This window comes from Neokomagataea tanensis (genome assembly GCF_006542335.1).
GTDB classification, from domain to species: domain Bacteria; phylum Pseudomonadota; class Alphaproteobacteria; order Acetobacterales; family Acetobacteraceae; genus Gluconobacter; species Gluconobacter tanensis.
In genome coordinates, this window is the sequence record NZ_CP032485.1 from 2,250,954 (window position 1) to 2,266,427 (window position 15,474).

Here is a 15,474-nt window from a genome sequence, read left to right on the forward strand (position 1 = left end):
CCTAGGTTCAGAAGGAACGTGGGCGCATTAGTGCGCGAGCAAAGGCGGGATCCAGTTTGGTCCTGTGTTGATGTTTGATATTCTATCGACTGAGTAATTTGGCAGGTGAGCAGACGCAATATCCGATTAGAGGCTGGCCCTCTTTTGCTCACTATCTGGAACTCAATCTGTAGGACTATGTGCAGATGCCAAAACGGTGTAATGCGAACGCGGAAAAACGGATATAAGCAGCGCAAGCCCGCAAAACTGCCGTAATGACCGTCAGGTACGGTCACGCTGAAGTTCACTATGGCGAAGCGACGGATTGATCGAACGATCCACACAATGGATATCGCTATCTTTTTAGTCTGTAACCCCCTGTCTTCATCGGCTGGGAATTTCAAATGAACCATAAATGGAAAACAAGGCCTGCCGAGGCTAGTGGCGGTACCAGACTGGGGGGGCTTGCTAATAAAGTTACTATGGCCTCGACAGCCTAGGTCAAGAGGCCCGACTAAAGGTTTCGTGGACAAAGAAGATCCTATCTTACATGTCCAAAAAAACGCACCGCAATCTCATGTCTCGCCATATTCAGCAGTCCGACGCAGGGTTAAATCCTACGCTGAGCACGTCTTTGCCAAACAAAAAGCTAGACGGAATTGCTCACTCGAACTGTTAGCATCATCTTGGCAAGAATAACGATCGAATTTTTAAATATCGTTTGCAATACGTGCCACCCAATGGTTCTCCGATTTCTATGGATTACTTTCTCTCATGACTAAACAGTAAAGAAAAGGCGTTTTCTGTAAGAGGGTATCTTGATAGTCGTCTATTAATTACAAAGGAATTACCGAATCTAGCAATTCGGCGTAGCAAACCCAAGGTAGGGTTTGAGGAAACCTGAAAAACCCTAATGATTTCAATGAATTAAAGTGGTGCGAGCTGCGGGACTCGAACCCGCACGCCCATTCGGACTCGAGATTTTAAGTCTCGTGCGTCTACCATTCCGCCAAGCTCGCACTGCCTTTTACGGAACCCGTAAAAGCACGGCCCCCTTTTGGCGCAACCAGAGCTCGGCTGCAACCCTTCCTGAACGTCCTTTTGAAAAAAATTTATCTACATGGCTCCAAAAGGCCGGGCTATGGTCAAAATATGTCAAATGAGCCAACTCGTGGACCGCAACATAGCTCTGTACTAATGGAGGGCACATTACGAGCCTCCAGCTCAGCATAATCCGTCCGTTGCGTGTGCAGCTACCCCAGCGACTACGAACGTTCCTCACGTCCAGCTTGGTATAGGTAACACGCATATTTTGTGCTTCACGCTCAAGGAGCTTTGGCAGCTCTCGGGCTGCAAGCTCTCTTAAAAAACGCTGTACCCGTCTTTCAGTATGTTCCGCTGCTCCACTGACTTTTAAAACTGGCGTTTCCAACACGCAGCCGTTTTGTGCGTGCGGGGTATGAATTATGGATGTTTCAATACCATTAATTAAAACCATTCCTCCGCCTGTTAGGTCTAGTGGAGGAGGGAGGGAGGCCAATGCTTTGCGTATCCAAGGATCATGCCGCTTGATAAAGGCTTCAATACTAGAACATTTTGTTGAAGGCGGATGAGTTAGTACTAAAGTACCGCTTGAGAAATCCAACCTAAGGGTGATTCGGCGCGCTCGTGCTGAGGGTTTTAAGGTAATATGATGTGGCTGAGAGATCAAAAAATATTACCCTAGAATTAAAGTCGTGAGGGGCGTTCAGCCTTGGTTGGCCATTCACCAGGCCATTCCACAATATGATCTTCCAGCATGCCTGCACGACGTTCATTTACGCATCTATTTGCTACTGAAACGCCTTGGTTGTGCAATTGCTCACGGTTTCCTGCCCGAAGGGGGTGCCACGACGGAAGGTCGTAACCTTCCTTGACAAGTCTATATGCACAGCTTGGCGGAAGCCAATCAATATCGCTGAGCACGGCTGGTGTCAGCGTTACGCAGTCGGGTACTTTCCGGTGTCGTTTTTCGTAATCTGAGCAAAAGCAAGTTTCCGTGTTCAGCAATCGGCAGGAAACATTAGTGTGCGCGATCTCATCTGTGTCTTCGTCGCGTAATTTGTGCAGGCAGCACCGGCCGCACCCATCACAAAGAGACTCCCACTGAGAGCGGGTCATCTTTTCAAGAGGTACAGTCCGCCAAAAATCAGAAGTGTCATTCACAGTGTGAAAACTCTACAAAAAATAACCAGGAAAACTATCAAAACCAACGATAATAAAAGCGGCAAAAAGAGAAGAGGCAACCAAAGCTTTTTTAGTCTTAACAAAGGCTTGGCGCCCAAGCCCTTAGCTGTCCGTAAGGTGCCTTCTGGAAGAGAAAGGAAGCGCGCGATCGGAGGGAGCATAATGAGGGGCGTATTGAGTGTGCCCTGCCAGAAAGGCAACCAAAAATCACCTCGCAATTCTGTCCAGTAAGGAAGAGACAAGGCGAGCATGGCACAAGGGAACGTAAAAGCCAGCCCTAGATTTTTGAAGACCCAGCGAGGCACAATCTGTAGAGACAAGACTACCCCTGTAGCACAGATTAAAATACCTAGGAAAAAACATGGATAAAACGAAGCCATTATTTCTTCTCCGTTCCATCGAACCAGTTTAAAAATCTTTCCTGTAATGCTGTATTATTTTTCCAGAAATTCTCGTCTACAGAAATACCTTGAGAATTTTCTACATTCCCATTGTCTATTGATAATGACTTAACAACAGCCTCAATCTTTTTTTCATCGTCTTGATTAACGTTTTTTGGTATTGCCCAGTACAATTTAGCAACAAAACGATTGTTCTTTTCTTCGACGAAAGTCGAGGGGTGTACACTTTTTTTGTTGTTCGCGAGTATTATGTTTAAGGGCGCGCTGGTCATTAGCGCGCTACTTTGCGATATGATTTGCTGCGCTTCACTCGGGGTCCGCCACCAGATTATGTATGGCTTTAGCAGGTCTAATTTATGGAATGCTCTATCTACACCTGCCGGAGTGGCTAAAACATTGTACACATTGTCGGGGGAAACTCCATCTGCCAGAAGTGCGATTTCCAGAGTGGTCCTAGCCCCTAAATAGAGACCCCGCCGGCCCGGTTGACGTGCTACATCCCAAAAATCTTGCCAATTAGGCGGGGAGGGCAAACGTGACTTGTCCCAAGCGAGGGTCAAAATGCCTTCTCCTGCCGGTAGGCCGCACGTCGAAGCCGCGTCTATTGTGTAAAACCAGTGCTGGGAACAGCCATATTCAAGTTGCGCTTGGTTTAGAGTTACCGCCGCCCAATAAGGGGACGCACTCGTCATTTTATTTTTAAGCGTCTCATCCAAGCCATCCCATTCCCCAATGGGAAGTGAATCGGCTTGATTAGTGTCCTTAACGGTAGCCACCACCCCTGGTGGTAAGGCCAAGCTCAGAGTTGTCTGCTTTTTACGCCGGACGTGGTTTTTGTATCGTTTATGTGCCGTGAAGTGTCTTTTCTTATGATTGTCCACGTGCCCCGATGCTGACGAAGGAGAAAAAAACGCAATCATCACGGCAAGCGCTATGCCGTTGAAGCGCCATTTCCTGTTCCTATCATACGTGTTTTTTCTAACCAGAACTGAGTCAGATTTAAAACCAGAGCAATCTGACTTGTCTTGGATTGAAGAAGGACGGGACAGAATCGTTCACCTCGAAAAACAAAAAAGAAAAATGGCACTTCTGTGGCAAGAAGGTACTTTACCCTTAGTACAAATCTGCCTCCAACGGAAAGGCTAAAGCGTGCGACGCCGGCCATGCTAGTTCGACGGCCGTACCGAGCTTGGGTATTCGCTGCGCTTGTACTGAGGGGCGATGCAACTCAATTTCAATGCCGTTATCGCAGCGTATAATCATGCGCACGTGCACGCCAAGGTGTAAGACTTCTGTCAGTATGCCGCGAACTGGAGGGTGCTCACTTTCTTCCTGTAAAGAATTTTTTCCAAAAAAAGGTGAAATTCGGTCAGGCCGAACACACACTAGACAAGTGTCTCCAACCTGTGAGGCTGTTGCTTTTTCACTAAGCGGTTTGCAGGCTTCGACCACTCCGCCGCATGCAAGATGAATAGTGTAAACGTCGTCATAATCATCAATGATTTGGCCTACTAAAGCATTTGAACCACCAAAAAGCGTGGCCACGGTAGCCGTTTCAGGGCGTTCGTACAGATCTGCAGGTGATGAAACTTGTAATAACCGGCGACCACTGAAAAACGCGATGTAGCCACCACTACGTAGGGCAGATTCTTGCCTGCTTTCTGTCCGCAAAATCGTCAAGGCGAGTGCTTTTTGTAGGCGAGTAAGCAGAAATTCGATCCGCCGAGCGGTCGCAACGCTCAAACCCGCTAAGATATCATCCAAAATCAGGAGGTCCGGGCTCCTTGCTAAGGACTGGGCCAATTTTGTGCGCAGTTTTTCTTCGTCGCTTAAGTTACGTGGATACTTGGTGCGAACACCATCAAGTGCGAGCAAGGAAAGTAAATGGTTCGCCCGAGCGGGAACGGATTTTTTGTCTTGCTGTTGTGCCAAGCAAGCAAACTCGACGTTTTCGCAAACTGATAGGTGGGGAAACAAATTTTCTCTATTGCTCACTAAAGAGAGTCTTCGTTCACCCGTCGGTAAGCTAGATATATCCTTGCCCGAAATTGTCAGCGTTTCACCTAGAGATGGATGAAAGCCACTAATGATATCGACCAAGACAGACAGGGCAGGCATATCTGTGCCAAACAAAATCAGCGTTTCACCTCGGCTTATATTCAGCGAGAAGCTTTCCTCTTGAAGTGCAATGCGTAGATCATCTGCCTGAAAGTAGTTTTTAGAGAGGGCCGAAACTGTTTTGGTGGTAGAGGGGGGCATGAAACTTACCGTGGGAACCAAGCGTTCGAGATGAGGTAGTGTCCAGACTTGGACACATTGATGTTTGGTGAGGATTTGAACATGAGTGGTGATCGCGTCAAGGAAAACGTCGAAGAAATTCGCAAAGAGGCTCAAGAACAGATTGACAGCCTGCGCGCACAAGTTGAGCAGCTTTTGAAAGAAGTTGTGACCCCTAATCTGCTCAAGGCAGCAGATAAGACGGACACTGCCGTTGCAAATGCGAGGAAATTCAAAGATTATGAGTTAGAAAATGTTTCGACGCGCGTTCGTTCACAGCCTATAGCCGCAGTTCTAATATCCGCTGCTGTTGGATTTGTTTTAGGGCGCTTTTCACGCTAGTCGTTTGTCCCATTAGATAAACGGCTTGAAGAAAACGCTGTTTCTGGCGCGTGTCCTGTCAGGAAAGGTGATTGACCCTTCATGAAACCGCTCGACCTTGGTCAAGAAGTCCTTAGTGCACAAGGGCAAATTTTGTCCCGGACAGCTCTGCGCGTTGCGCGCCGCGCTGCTTTCGGGGTTGTGGCGCTAACCTTCCTCTTCTTCTTCGTAATTGGTCTGCATGGGCTGCTCTGGGCGCTGTGTCTAGATGTGGGCGGCTTCAGCCATGTTAAGGCAGCGCTGTGCGTTCTAGGTTTTGACCTACTATTTGTGGTGATCTTCGGTGCCTTAGCTGCTTGGTCTATACCGGACATGGTAACGATTGAAGCACGCATCCGCCGTGATCGAAAGCTGAACGAACTTAAGCAAGCCATAGCCCTGTCAACCCTTACAGGCCTTTTGATCGGCCCTATAGGCCGAGGAATGGCGGGCAGCCTGCTTTCTGTTTTTAAAAGCGTTCTGCGCCGTAAGGGCTAATCAAGTGAGGGGGCCAAGTGCCCCCTTGTTTGTTTTAGGCTTTACGAAGGTATCATTTCATGCTCGCAGAATTTAATATATTCGGAGTGTTTGTTGCTCCGGTGTCGGTCTACGCATTAGTAGCCTTGGTTATCACTTTTTCATTCAGACGTTTTTTGTGGAAAGTCGGTCTTCTTAACTGGATTTGGCACGTACCACTTTTCGAAATTGCTTTTTTCGTATGCACACTGTGCTTATTGCTGATGTTCGCTTAAGGGCGTAGACACAATGCATTAAGCTGAATGCAACATGATGTTCAGCATTTAAACTAAGTTAGGATGAAAGAGGCTATGCACCGCCTCCGCCACATTACAGGTATTGTTTTAACCCTCTTGGTCGTGCTGGCTGCCATCGCACTTGGTCGTGTGATGTGGGAAATTTACGAACTATCAGCTTGGACAAGAGATGGTCGCGTAAGGGTTTACGTCGTTAACGCGGCCCCGGAGATATCTGGCACAGTTGTGTCTGTCCCAGTGGTTGATAATCAATTCGTACACCGGGGCGACCCCTTATTTACCCTAGATCCTCTCCGTTTTCGGCTCGATATCAACTCTGCTCAAGCAGAACTGGCGCAGGAAAAGGCCGAGTTGGCTTTAAAGGAAGCCGATGCTCGACGCCGCCACGGTTTGGGTGGATTAGTCTCCGCAGAAGAAGAAGAGGACTTCAACGCCCGCGTAAATGTTGAGAAAGCACGGGTAGACGCGGCTCAGGCCAAGTTAGATACGGCCTTACTGAATCTTCAACGCTCAACAGTTTATGCTTCCGTAGACGGGTATGTGACGAACCTAAACCTACGAGTTGGCAATTATGCCCATGCAGGGCAATCTGGTATGGCCATTATTGATGCCCATTCTTATTGGATAAACGGCTACTTCGAGGAAACAAAACTTCACGGTGTGCACGTCGGTGATACTGCTCTCATAAAATTGATGGGCTACAAGCAGTTGGCTTCAGCGCATGTGGTAAGCATTGGTCGCGGCATAAACGACGAAAACGGAGTGTCTGATCACCTTGGCCTTCCCGATGTAAACCCGATCTTTACTTGGGTACGCCTTGCGCAGCGTATTCCGGTGCGTTTGGAATTCGATAAGGTGCCCGAAGGTGTAACGCTAGTTGCCGGCATGACAGGAACGATTACCATTGGCAATTCACCCCATGGCATGCATGGTCGCCTTACAACTTGGCTACAGAACCATCTCTGACATGCGCGTTTCTCATAAACTTACCGTACTGGGCTGTGTAACTCTTTTGAGTGTTGGGGGGTGCAAGGTTGGCCCCAATTTCAAACCAGACACCTTTGCCCCACCAGCAGCTTTTACAGATCAAAAAGAAGCCATCACAGCAGAGGATCGCGCAAGGACGGCAGCATCCCTCAAAGATTGGTGGCATCTTTTTAAAGATCCAACCTTAGATGGGCTTGTTGATACAGCAATTCATCAAAATTATACTCTGCAAGCCGCCGCCCAACATGTGATCGCGGCTGAAGCGTTAAGACGGGAAGCGGCATCGGCTTGGTATCCGCAGCTTGACGCAATGGCAGGTGGCGGAGACGACCGCTATTCGATTGTAGTTGATAACTGGCCGCTCCGTCCCGGAGATCCTGCGAATAGACCACAGGCATCGGTTCTTACATATGGCGCAAGAGCAAGTTGGGAAATCGACCTTTTTGGCCATATTGGGCGTCAAGTAGAGGCGCAATCGCAAGAAATTACCGCTTCCGTAGAAGAACAAAGAGCTCTTCTGGTTGCTGTGATCGCGGAACTTGCCTCAAATTACATTGCCCTTAGAGGTACTCAGGCCCGCTTGACGGTGGTGGAGCACGACATTGGTGTTGCTTCGGATACTCTGGCCATCACGCAACGTCTTTACACAAAGGGGCTCGCAAACTCACTTGATGTTGCTCAGGTTACCGCCAACCAAAGAATAGATGAGGCGCGCATCCCTCCGCTCCATGCGGAGGAGGACAGGTTAATTCATTCCATCGCTGTACTTGCGGGACAAATACCTGGCTCATTAGAAAGCAGCTTAAAAGTCAGACAGCCGATGCCTAGCGTACCTTCATTTCCAGCAGCTTTACCTTCAGAAGTCATTGCACAGCGTGCTGATATCAGGGCGCAAGAAGCGCGCTACGCTGCAGCAACGGCAAGAGTTGGAGTGGCCGTATCTCAGCTATATCCCCGTTTCTCAATCCCTATGACGTTTAATCCCAACGCTTCGGCCGTCTATCAAGCTTTTCAGCTAGGAGCTATGAGTTGGAGCGTGATGATGATGGCATCGCTTCCTCTAATGCACGGTGGCCGTAATAATGCTGAAATCATGCGTGCTAAAGCCGCGGCAGAAGCTTCTCGTTTGGCTTACCGACAAACCGTATTGCAGGCTTTTAAAGAAGTAGAAGATGCGTTGAGTGATTGGGAACAAGATAACGAGTTGGTTTTACACTATAACCAAGCCATTAAAGCGTCAAAATTAGCACAAGGACGAGCTCAAAGACGTTATGCCGTCGGCCTCACCAGTGTTTTGGATGTGCTCTCAACGAACCGTCTTGCATTACGTGCAGAAGAGCACGCAACGATAGCAAACGCGGCCCGTCTGCGCGATACGGTTAGGCTTTATACAGCTATCGGTGCTGGCTGGCAGGGGTATGCCCTACCGGAACTCCCTGTCACAGCAAAACAACAAAGCATTTGGGCTAAAACGTTCTCACCTTAGACTTGGTATTGCAGACACCCACCATATGTAAAACTGTGTTGGGTATCCGTCGCATTTAGGGAGTATTCGGTATGTCGAACGAGCATCCTGTCGAAGATTTTTTAAAACCAAAAGTGCACGCACTCATTGAAAGCGCACTGGCCGCCGGGTATGAGCGTGACGTTGTTATAGCCGTGCTGCTTGATATTTTGGACGATACCACTGAAGGGAATGTTTGATCATGAAAGACCCTTATGCCGTTTTAGGTGTGAGCAAAACTGCAACGGATAAGGATATTCGAAGTGCGTATCGTCGCTTAGCAAAGCAGTATCATCCAGACCACAATCCTAATAACACCGACGCGGAAGAAAAATTCAAAGCTGTCGGACAGGCCTACAACATAATCGGTGATAAAGAGAAGCGGGCTCGTTTTGATAGGGGCGAGATCGGGTCCGACGGACAAGAACGCGGGCCGTTCGGAGCCGGTTTCGGACAGGGCGGTTTTGGAGGCAATGCTCAGGGTTTTAACCAAGAAGATCTGGGCTCCTTCTTTTCCGATATGTTTGGTGGGGGGGGCCAAGGTGACTTTCAGCCGGGTGGTCCGGGCGGGCGCAGGACGTCTAAGGGATCAGACAGACGGTACGAAATCAGCATTACTTTCACACAATCTGTTTTAGGCACCACTCTAGAGCTCGCTCTTGGAGAAGACGGACACACTGAAGTTAAAGTCCCTGCTGGCATTGAAAATGGACAGACCTTGAGGGTCAGAGGGAAGGGTGCTCCTGGACGTTCTCTGGGAGGGCAGCCAGGCATTGCCGGGGATGCGCTCATCACCATATCCGTTCAAACCGATAAGCGTTTTTCACGGGAGGGGAGGAACATTCGCATGACGCATAATATTCCTCTCAAGACGGCTGTGATAGGCGGAAAAACCACCGTAGAGACCCCGGCGGGGGCTGTAACGCTGAAAATCCCCAAACATTCCGATGGTGGTAAAACGCTGCGGCTTGCAGGGCGTGGTGTAGCCGCTACCAAACAAAGCCCAGCAGGTGATTTATTTGTCGTATTAAATATTCAAATTGGCGATTTTTCACCAGAATTGGAAAAATTTTTCGCAGAAGAAAGCCATGACTAAGAATAGATTAGTTATAGTCGTATAAAAACATTGCTTGTTGCTGGCGTTCCGTACAAAAAATAGAGCCTGTTTTGGACTATTTTTCGGATGGAGCGCCAATGAACACAACCGCTGAACAGAGGCGTCGTGGCTTTTCAGTCGTTTTTGCAATTGAATTGTGGGAACGGTTTGGTTTTTACGGGATGCAAGCCGTCCTAACGGTTTTTCTGGTCCAGCAGCTCGGCTTTAGCGATCATAGAGTTAACAGCCTTTTAGGAGCTTCGTCCGCACTGGCTTATATAATGCCTATCTTGGGCGGCATTGCAGGTGACCGTATAGTAGGAACAAGGGTAGCTATGCTTTTAGGCGCAGCAGGCCTGACTTCTGGATATCTTTGTTTATCACTTATACCGCAATCTATTACGGGCCTATTTTGTGCACTCTCCTTAATCGCAGTAGGAAACGGCTTATTCAAACCGAATGCCGGGAATTTGGTACGGAAAATTTATGCTGACGATAAAACAAAATTAGATACCGTTTTCACCCTTTATTATATGTCGGTAAATATAGGATCCATGGTTTCAATGTTATTGACACCTTGGCTACACACTAATTACGGTCCAAACGTTGCATTTGGGGCATGTGTTGTTGGTTTAATCATCGGTTTACTATACTATAGTCTGCGCTCAAAATGGCTTAATTCTGTAATTAAAAATGACAAAACAAATATGATTAAAAACTTTAAAAAATCATATTTCGCTATTGGTATTTTTTTGTCTTTAATATTTTGTTACTTAATCATTCAAAATGAATTTTTGGCAGAGTGGGGTATTTTATTTTCTATTTTAGGTATTATATATTTGTGGATTAGAACGTACAAAAAATCAAAAGCGCATGAACACGCATCCTTAATAAAAGGATACTCATTAAGTGTTTTTGCTGCAGTTTATTATGCCTATTATCAACAAAGCATTACATCACTAACGCTCTATACTATGAGAGACGTATCAGGTGATTTTAATATTTTTGGGAAGGCAATATTTCATTTTAGCCCAGGCCAGTTTCAATCACTTAACTCTTTCTGGATTTTCTTGCTGAGCCCTGCTTTGGCATGGTTATACCAATCATTAGGGCGGGCAGAACGGGAGCCGTCAATTGGGCAGAAAATGCTCTTGGGCTACGCAGTTCTAACGTGCGCCTTTTTCCTCTGGTGGTTCACAAGCCTTACCGCAAGCACTAGCGTTTCCCCATGGGTTATGGTGGCCGGTTATGGTTTGATGTCTTTGTCAGAGCTACTGACTGGTGGGTTGGGGTTAGCTGTCGTCGCGCGTTATGTCCCGGACAGATTTGGAGGCGTTATGAATGGCTCTGTTTATGCATTATGGGGGGTAGCCATGTATGCTGGGAGTCTTATGGCAAACGCTGTTGAATACATACCGGGAAACGGAGGTGGCGCAAACGTATATGCACCGCTTTTTAAAAACTTAACCTTCTTAGCATTATCCATCCTGTTGTTCGGATCAATAATGTATTATCTTACCTCAAGAATAGCGAAGCGGTACTCGTAGGAACTTTATAAATGCACCGAAAAAAAAGAATAGCTGTCGCTGCAATTATAAGGGACGAACGCTCTGATATTTTGACATGGCTTGGATGGTACAGAAATCTCGGCGTTGATACTTTAATTATTTTCGATGACGGTTCTTCCGACGGTACAACGCAGATAATACGCGATGCTGCATGCTGTTTCGATATTCGATTATACAAAATTGAAAATCAAGAAGGTAGCCATATCCTACGGCAGAAAGATGTTTACTTATATGTATTGAAAAACATTGCCCCGTATTTCGACTGGGTTGGTTTCTTTGATGCCGATGAGTTTTTATTTTTGGAAAAAAACCAAAATCTGGCAGATTTTTTTGCACAAGTCCCGGCTGATGTTGGTGCTGTAGCCTTTAACTGGTGCAATTATGGCAGCTCAGGGCACGTCTTAAAGCCTCAGTCCCCGCTAATTTGGGCTTTTGATCATCACTCCACTGCACAGGAAACAATAAATCGGCACGTAAAAACTTTTATAAGGCCTGCTGCTTGGTCTGGTGAGTGGGTCAACGTGCATTATTTTCCACTCAAAAATTCCCGGTATGTGGACGCATCCCTCAACGATATGAGGTGGTCTAAAACACCGGGAATTTCATCCGAAACGCCAGATTGGTCATCGGGCCGAATACTTCATTATCAGGCGCGCAGTATGGAGCATTTCATCGAAAGGGCGAAAAGAAGGCGGGATGTCACGCTTACTGTGGATGATTTTCGTATAATTGATAGAAATGAATTATACGCTGAAAATCCTAAAAAAATGTGGGAAAATATTGCTCCGTGGATTAAAAAAGTAGAGCTACAATCTTATGTACGCGCCTTTAAAGGCCTTGATAACAATCAAAATAATAAGTCCGAATATTTAAATTCTGAATTTAATATTTATGAAATTGTTCATGAACATTATAGGAAGAAGTTATTTGCTTTATACGTCCCTAGGGCGGGCGAAGATAAGGTATTTATTTTCACGGTAGACGAAGGTGGATTTCCCGTCCCAATCAAGATCGAGTTTGATTACCGGGTGTGTGACGAGTTCGTAGAATATACATTAATTTCAATTCCGTCACAAAATAAATTTGCTCTACAAAATCCGACGACACATAAGTATCTATGCGCATTACCATCGGAATGTAATCTAAAATTATCATCAAGTAGGAAAGAAATTAGTGATTGGGAAAAATACTCTTTCAAGGAATGCGATTATCCCGTTATTCACCCTTCACTATTTCTTCTTCTGCAAGACATATTTTCGTATCCAGTCACTTTAGAGTCTATCTCGTACTTTTATAAGATAGACCCTAAAATGATGTATTATATTCTACCTATTGCTGTGAAAGTTCTTCCACCAGAGGAGACGGCGCAGTTAGAAATCCTTCTGGGGTTTAAAATCCTGTAAGCACAGTCTTTCCGATAGATTTTCCGCTTTCTTGTAGTGCGTGTGCTTTGAGCAAATTTTGTAAAGTGATCGCACCGTTCAAGTGGTAGAGCGTTGTTTGTATTAATCCCGCATCTACCAAGGAAGCGACTTGAGATAATATATGGCCTTGCGCGCTCATGTCGGGTGTTTCAAATATTGGGCGTGTAAACATGAACTCCCAGTGTACTGACAATGATTTGCGCTTAAAGGGCATGATATCGAAACTGCCCGGATCATCTATCAGCGCCAACGCCCCCTGTGGAGCAAGTACCTGCAATATTTCATCGCGGTGCTGTGCTGTTTGCGTGAGACTTGCGACGTAGCGCACATGCGGAATACCAAGGCGTTTGAGTTCTTGTGATAATGGGCGTGTGTGATCAATGATATGATGCGCGCCCATCTTTTCGCACCATGCAATTGTTTCCGGGCGAGAAGCTGTAGCGACAACACGCAAACCAGTCAGACGGCGGGCGAGCTGTATTAAAATTGATCCAACCCCGCCAGCGCCACCAATGATTAAAATGGTATCGTCTGTAAATTGGTTGTTGAGAGGCACGCGTAAACGATCAAATAAGAGCTCCCATGCTGTGATAGCAGTGAGGGGCAATGCGGCGGCTTCTGAAACATTTAATGTTTTAGGGGCGTGAGCGATAATGCGCTCATCTACAGCTTGATACTCAGCATTACTGCCAGGCCGGATTGCACTCCCGGCGTAAAAGACGCGATCACCTGAGCGAAATTTTGATACGTTTCCACCTGTAGCGACGACAGTTCCACAGGCATCGTAACCCAGAATGCGTACGGCGTCGCTAGTTGGAAGAGCGCTCTGACGGAGCTTAGTGTCTACTGGATTTATTGAAACTGCCGCAATCTCGACGATAACATCGTGAGGCTGTGGCTCGGGCGTCGGTGCCTGTATTTCAATTAAAGCATTATCATCCGTTAGTGACGAAGCTCGGCTGTGGCCAAAGGCTTTCATGTCGCATTCCTCTCTTGGGGGGGGTTAGTGCCCTTGGTCCATAAGCATCCCGGTGATGGCCTTTTTAAAGGGGATCAAACGATCAGCCAGCCCCAATCCCAAGCGGCGAACAGCCATGGCGGGCGTACTATCACGGGTGTAAAGAGTCGCTATGGCATTGGTCCCGGCATAAAGCGGGAGCGTAGCCCGACGATGCTGCCGCTCGTATCGCGCAAGGCTGCTTGGGGCGCCTGCATCCTTTGGGCCGTCTGCGATGGCACGAGCTAAAGTCTCTTGCCCTTTGAGGCCTAAATTAAAGCCGTGAGCCGTAATTGGATGCATACCAACTGCGGCATCTCCAATAAGTGCCAGACGGGGGGCTTTAAAACGATGCGCAAATACGGTTTTTAAAGGGTAGGAGCATCGCGGGCTAGCTAATGCTAGTTCCCCTAGGCGGCCGCCAGACCTTTGCGTAATTTCGGCATTAAAGGCTTGTTCATCAAGAGAACAAAGACGTTCAATTTCTGCTTCCTCCAGCGTCAGGACCAAGGAAGAAATTGATCCGTCTTCTCCATCCGATAAGATCGGTAGAAAGGCAATTGTCTGGCCTGCATCAAACCATTGAAGCGCTATGTTTTCGTGAGATTTTGGGTGCCGCACACGGCAGACCATTATCCGCCGTTTAAAATCGTCAATGATGGCCCCTATACCTGCCGTTTCGCGCATTTTTGAAAAACGACCGTCTGCTGCAACGAGCAGATCAGCTGACAGTGCTTCACCCCCTTTGAGTACGACACACGCGGCACTGACTGTGTGTTCTGCGCGCTCAATAGCCACGCCTGCACGGATTGCTATGCGGGGTGAATTGGATGCAATTGTATAGAGAGATTGTCTAATATGGTGGTTGGCCACCATGTAGCCTAACGCGTCCGGACCGTCTTTAGGAGCATCAAAGATAAGGGGGAGGGACGAGTGCCGTCCCGTTTCCACGCGAGCGGTATACATGGGACAGACCGCATCAGCTGGAATGTGCTCCCAAGCCCCGGCCTCTTTTAACCATTGGACGGCATGATGTGTGAGCGCTATTTCGCGGCCATCAAACGGTGGAGATATGAGCGTTTCAAGGGGAGAACGCTCCACGATGCAGACTTCTCTTCCATCTCGTGCAAGAGAAATAGCGCATGCGAGGCCAGTTGGCCCGCCACCAATGATGATTACGTCGTAACGCATAGAGTCAATCCTCATCTGCAGCGAACGAGGCATTCTTCCCGTTCCAGATTGCCATGTATGGCTTTATATCTGGGCGCGGCTTACTTAGTTCCGGATTAGACGGTGTTCCGACAAGCAGAAAGCCCTCAAGCCTGTGCGGTGTGGTAAGACCCAGACTTTCCAGAAGTTGTTGGTCTTTCTGAAAAGCACCTGTAACCCAGACGCCGCTGAAGCCTTCAAAATGCAAAGCATTTAATACATTCATGGCCCCCGCAGCCACCGCTGCTTCCTGTTCACTTACAGGAATCTTGCCTTCTGGTTGTACGTGGAATCCAAGCGCAATGATCGCAGGGATGGTGCGGAATTTCTCACGGCGTTTCTTAAGCTTAAAGTCCGGCGTATCCGGTGCTTGGCGGATAACCGCGTCACACACTTGATCTGCAAATGCTGTGCGGTATTCGCCAGCAATGACAGTGTAGCGCCAAGGGCGTAAACGTCCGTGGTCTGGGGCACGAAGCCCCGCTGACAAAATGCGTTCCAGCTCAATTCCGGAAGGAGCGGGCTCAACGAGTTGATCGGTTGAGGCGCGGGACAAGAGGGTATCAAGGACGGACTTGCTCATAATTGAAATATGGATCGCTCCAAGCATTCCGCCAAGAGGAAAGATTGCATGCATGAACTGCATAGAAATAATTCTAAGGGTGGTGTAGCA

Annotated in this window: 16 protein-coding genes and 1 tRNA gene; 9 read left to right on the plus strand and 8 right to left on the minus strand. The window is 47.6% G+C overall.

What is annotated here, in order from left to right; genetic code table 11:
- Positions 1–912 precede the first annotated feature (912 nt).
- The 5 genes from D5366_RS10115 to D5366_RS10135 all read right to left on the minus strand — a co-directional run bounded on the left by D5366_RS10115 (position 913) and on the right by D5366_RS10135 (position 4,865).
- Positions 913–998 (minus strand) — tRNA-Leu (locus D5366_RS10115).
- An 8-nt stretch (positions 999–1,006) separates the two neighbouring features.
- Positions 1,007–1,690 carry a M48 family metallopeptidase gene (locus D5366_RS10120; RefSeq protein ID WP_141493505.1) on the minus strand — a complete coding sequence of 228 codons (684 nt, stop codon included), beginning with the start codon at positions 1,688–1,690 and terminating at the stop codon, positions 1,007–1,009.
- Between the two features lie 17 nt (positions 1,691–1,707).
- Positions 1,708–2,139 (minus strand): YcgN family cysteine cluster protein, encoded by a 432-nt coding sequence (locus tag D5366_RS10125; protein WP_141493946.1) that lies wholly within the window; start codon positions 2,137–2,139, stop codon positions 1,708–1,710.
- Positions 2,140–2,584: 445 nt separating this feature from the next.
- The gene (locus D5366_RS10130; protein WP_141493947.1) at positions 2,585–3,526 is read right to left on the minus strand and encodes an extracellular solute-binding protein; all 942 of its coding nucleotides are present in this window, start codon (positions 3,524–3,526) and stop codon (positions 2,585–2,587) included.
- A 193-nt stretch (positions 3,527–3,719) separates the two neighbouring features.
- Positions 3,720–4,865 carry an ABC transporter ATP-binding protein gene (locus D5366_RS10135; protein ID WP_141493507.1) on the minus strand — a complete coding sequence of 382 codons (1,146 nt, stop codon included), beginning with the start codon at positions 4,863–4,865 and terminating at the stop codon, positions 3,720–3,722.
- An 81-nt stretch (positions 4,866–4,946) separates the two neighbouring features.
- Here D5366_RS10135 and D5366_RS10140 point away from each other — a divergent pair, with 81 nt between their 5' ends.
- The 9 genes from D5366_RS10140 (at position 4,947) to D5366_RS10175 (ending at position 12,574) form a co-directional block, all read left to right on the plus strand.
- On the plus strand, positions 4,947–5,225 hold the full coding sequence (locus D5366_RS10140) for a hypothetical protein (RefSeq protein ID WP_141493510.1): 279 nt from the start codon (positions 4,947–4,949) through the stop codon (positions 5,223–5,225).
- An 81-nt stretch (positions 5,226–5,306) separates the two neighbouring features.
- On the plus strand, positions 5,307–5,741 hold the full coding sequence (locus D5366_RS10145; protein WP_141493512.1) for a hypothetical protein: 435 nt from the start codon (positions 5,307–5,309) through the stop codon (positions 5,739–5,741).
- Between the two features lie 59 nt (positions 5,742–5,800).
- Positions 5,801–5,995, plus strand: coding sequence for a DUF1656 domain-containing protein (locus D5366_RS10150; protein WP_141493514.1), 195 nt, complete (start codon positions 5,801–5,803; stop codon positions 5,993–5,995).
- 75 nt (positions 5,996–6,070) lie between these two features.
- A complete protein-coding gene (locus D5366_RS10155) occupies positions 6,071–6,982 on the plus strand; it encodes an efflux RND transporter periplasmic adaptor subunit (protein ID WP_141493516.1) in 912 nt (303 codons plus the stop codon).
- A gap of 1 nt (position 6,983) precedes the next feature.
- The gene (locus D5366_RS10160; protein WP_141493518.1) at positions 6,984–8,489 is read left to right on the plus strand and encodes an efflux transporter outer membrane subunit; all 1,506 of its coding nucleotides are present in this window, start codon (positions 6,984–6,986) and stop codon (positions 8,487–8,489) included.
- A 71-nt stretch (positions 8,490–8,560) separates the two neighbouring features.
- The gene (locus tag D5366_RS11820) at positions 8,561–8,707 is read left to right on the plus strand and encodes a hypothetical protein (RefSeq protein WP_170211084.1); all 147 of its coding nucleotides are present in this window, start codon (positions 8,561–8,563) and stop codon (positions 8,705–8,707) included.
- A gap of 2 nt (positions 8,708–8,709) precedes the next feature.
- On the plus strand, positions 8,710–9,603 hold the full coding sequence (locus tag D5366_RS10165) for a DnaJ C-terminal domain-containing protein (RefSeq protein WP_141493520.1): 894 nt from the start codon (positions 8,710–8,712) through the stop codon (positions 9,601–9,603).
- A 98-nt stretch (positions 9,604–9,701) separates the two neighbouring features.
- Positions 9,702–11,150: a peptide MFS transporter gene (locus tag D5366_RS10170; RefSeq protein ID WP_141493522.1), complete on the plus strand. Its 1,449-nt coding sequence runs from the start codon at positions 9,702–9,704 to the stop codon at positions 11,148–11,150.
- A gap of 11 nt (positions 11,151–11,161) precedes the next feature.
- On the plus strand, positions 11,162–12,574 hold the full coding sequence (locus D5366_RS10175) for a glycosyltransferase family 2 protein (protein ID WP_141493524.1): 1,413 nt from the start codon (positions 11,162–11,164) through the stop codon (positions 12,572–12,574).
- Here the strand turns inward: D5366_RS10175 and D5366_RS10180 are convergent.
- Genes D5366_RS10180 through D5366_RS10190 form a run of 3 tightly spaced genes read right to left on the minus strand, consistent with a single transcriptional unit; the run spans position 12,561 to position 15,411 of the window.
- Positions 12,561–13,574 carry a zinc-binding alcohol dehydrogenase family protein gene (locus D5366_RS10180; protein WP_141493526.1) on the minus strand — a complete coding sequence of 338 codons (1,014 nt, stop codon included), beginning with the start codon at positions 13,572–13,574 and terminating at the stop codon, positions 12,561–12,563. The two genes, D5366_RS10175 and D5366_RS10180, sit on opposite strands and share 14 nt — an antisense overlap.
- Before the next feature lie 24 nt (positions 13,575–13,598).
- On the minus strand, positions 13,599–14,783 hold the full coding sequence (gene ubiM, locus D5366_RS10185; protein ID WP_141493527.1) for a 5-demethoxyubiquinol-8 5-hydroxylase UbiM: 1,185 nt from the start codon (positions 14,781–14,783) through the stop codon (positions 13,599–13,601).
- A 4-nt stretch (positions 14,784–14,787) separates the two neighbouring features.
- On the minus strand, positions 14,788–15,411 hold the full coding sequence (locus tag D5366_RS10190) for a nitroreductase family protein (protein ID WP_240775415.1): 624 nt from the start codon (positions 15,409–15,411) through the stop codon (positions 14,788–14,790).
- Between the last annotated feature and the right edge of the window lie 63 nt (positions 15,412–15,474).

Coding starts and splice junctions, on each gene's coding strand:
- D5366_RS10125 (WP_141493946.1), bottom strand. CDS start 2,139: ATGACCCGCTCTCAGTGGGAGTCTCTTTGTGATGGGTGCGGCCGGTGC.
- D5366_RS10130 (WP_141493947.1), bottom strand. CDS start 3,526: ATGATTGCGTTTTTTTCTCCTTCGTCAGCATCGGGGCACGTGGACAAT.
- D5366_RS10135 (WP_141493507.1), bottom strand. CDS start 4,865: ATGCCCCCCTCTACCACCAAAACAGTTTCGGCCCTCTCTAAAAACTAC.
- D5366_RS10140 (WP_141493510.1), top strand. CDS start 4,947: ATGAGTGGTGATCGCGTCAAGGAAAACGTCGAAGAAATTCGCAAAGAG.
- D5366_RS10145 (WP_141493512.1), top strand. CDS start 5,307: ATGAAACCGCTCGACCTTGGTCAAGAAGTCCTTAGTGCACAAGGGCAA.
- D5366_RS10150 (WP_141493514.1), top strand. CDS start 5,801: ATGCTCGCAGAATTTAATATATTCGGAGTGTTTGTTGCTCCGGTGTCG.
- D5366_RS10155 (WP_141493516.1), top strand. CDS start 6,071: ATGCACCGCCTCCGCCACATTACAGGTATTGTTTTAACCCTCTTGGTC.
- D5366_RS10160 (WP_141493518.1), top strand. CDS start 6,984: ATGCGCGTTTCTCATAAACTTACCGTACTGGGCTGTGTAACTCTTTTG.
- D5366_RS11820 (WP_170211084.1), top strand. CDS start 8,561: ATGTCGAACGAGCATCCTGTCGAAGATTTTTTAAAACCAAAAGTGCAC.
- D5366_RS10165 (WP_141493520.1), top strand. CDS start 8,710: ATGAAAGACCCTTATGCCGTTTTAGGTGTGAGCAAAACTGCAACGGAT.
- D5366_RS10170 (WP_141493522.1), top strand. CDS start 9,702: ATGAACACAACCGCTGAACAGAGGCGTCGTGGCTTTTCAGTCGTTTTT.
- D5366_RS10175 (WP_141493524.1), top strand. CDS start 11,162: ATGCACCGAAAAAAAAGAATAGCTGTCGCTGCAATTATAAGGGACGAA.
- D5366_RS10180 (WP_141493526.1), bottom strand. CDS start 13,574: ATGAAAGCCTTTGGCCACAGCCGAGCTTCGTCACTAACGGATGATAAT.
- ubiM (WP_141493527.1), bottom strand. CDS start 14,783: ATGCGTTACGACGTAATCATCATTGGTGGCGGGCCAACTGGCCTCGCA.
- D5366_RS10190 (WP_240775415.1), bottom strand. CDS start 15,411: ATGCTTGGAGCGATCCATATTTCAATTATGAGCAAGTCCGTCCTTGAT.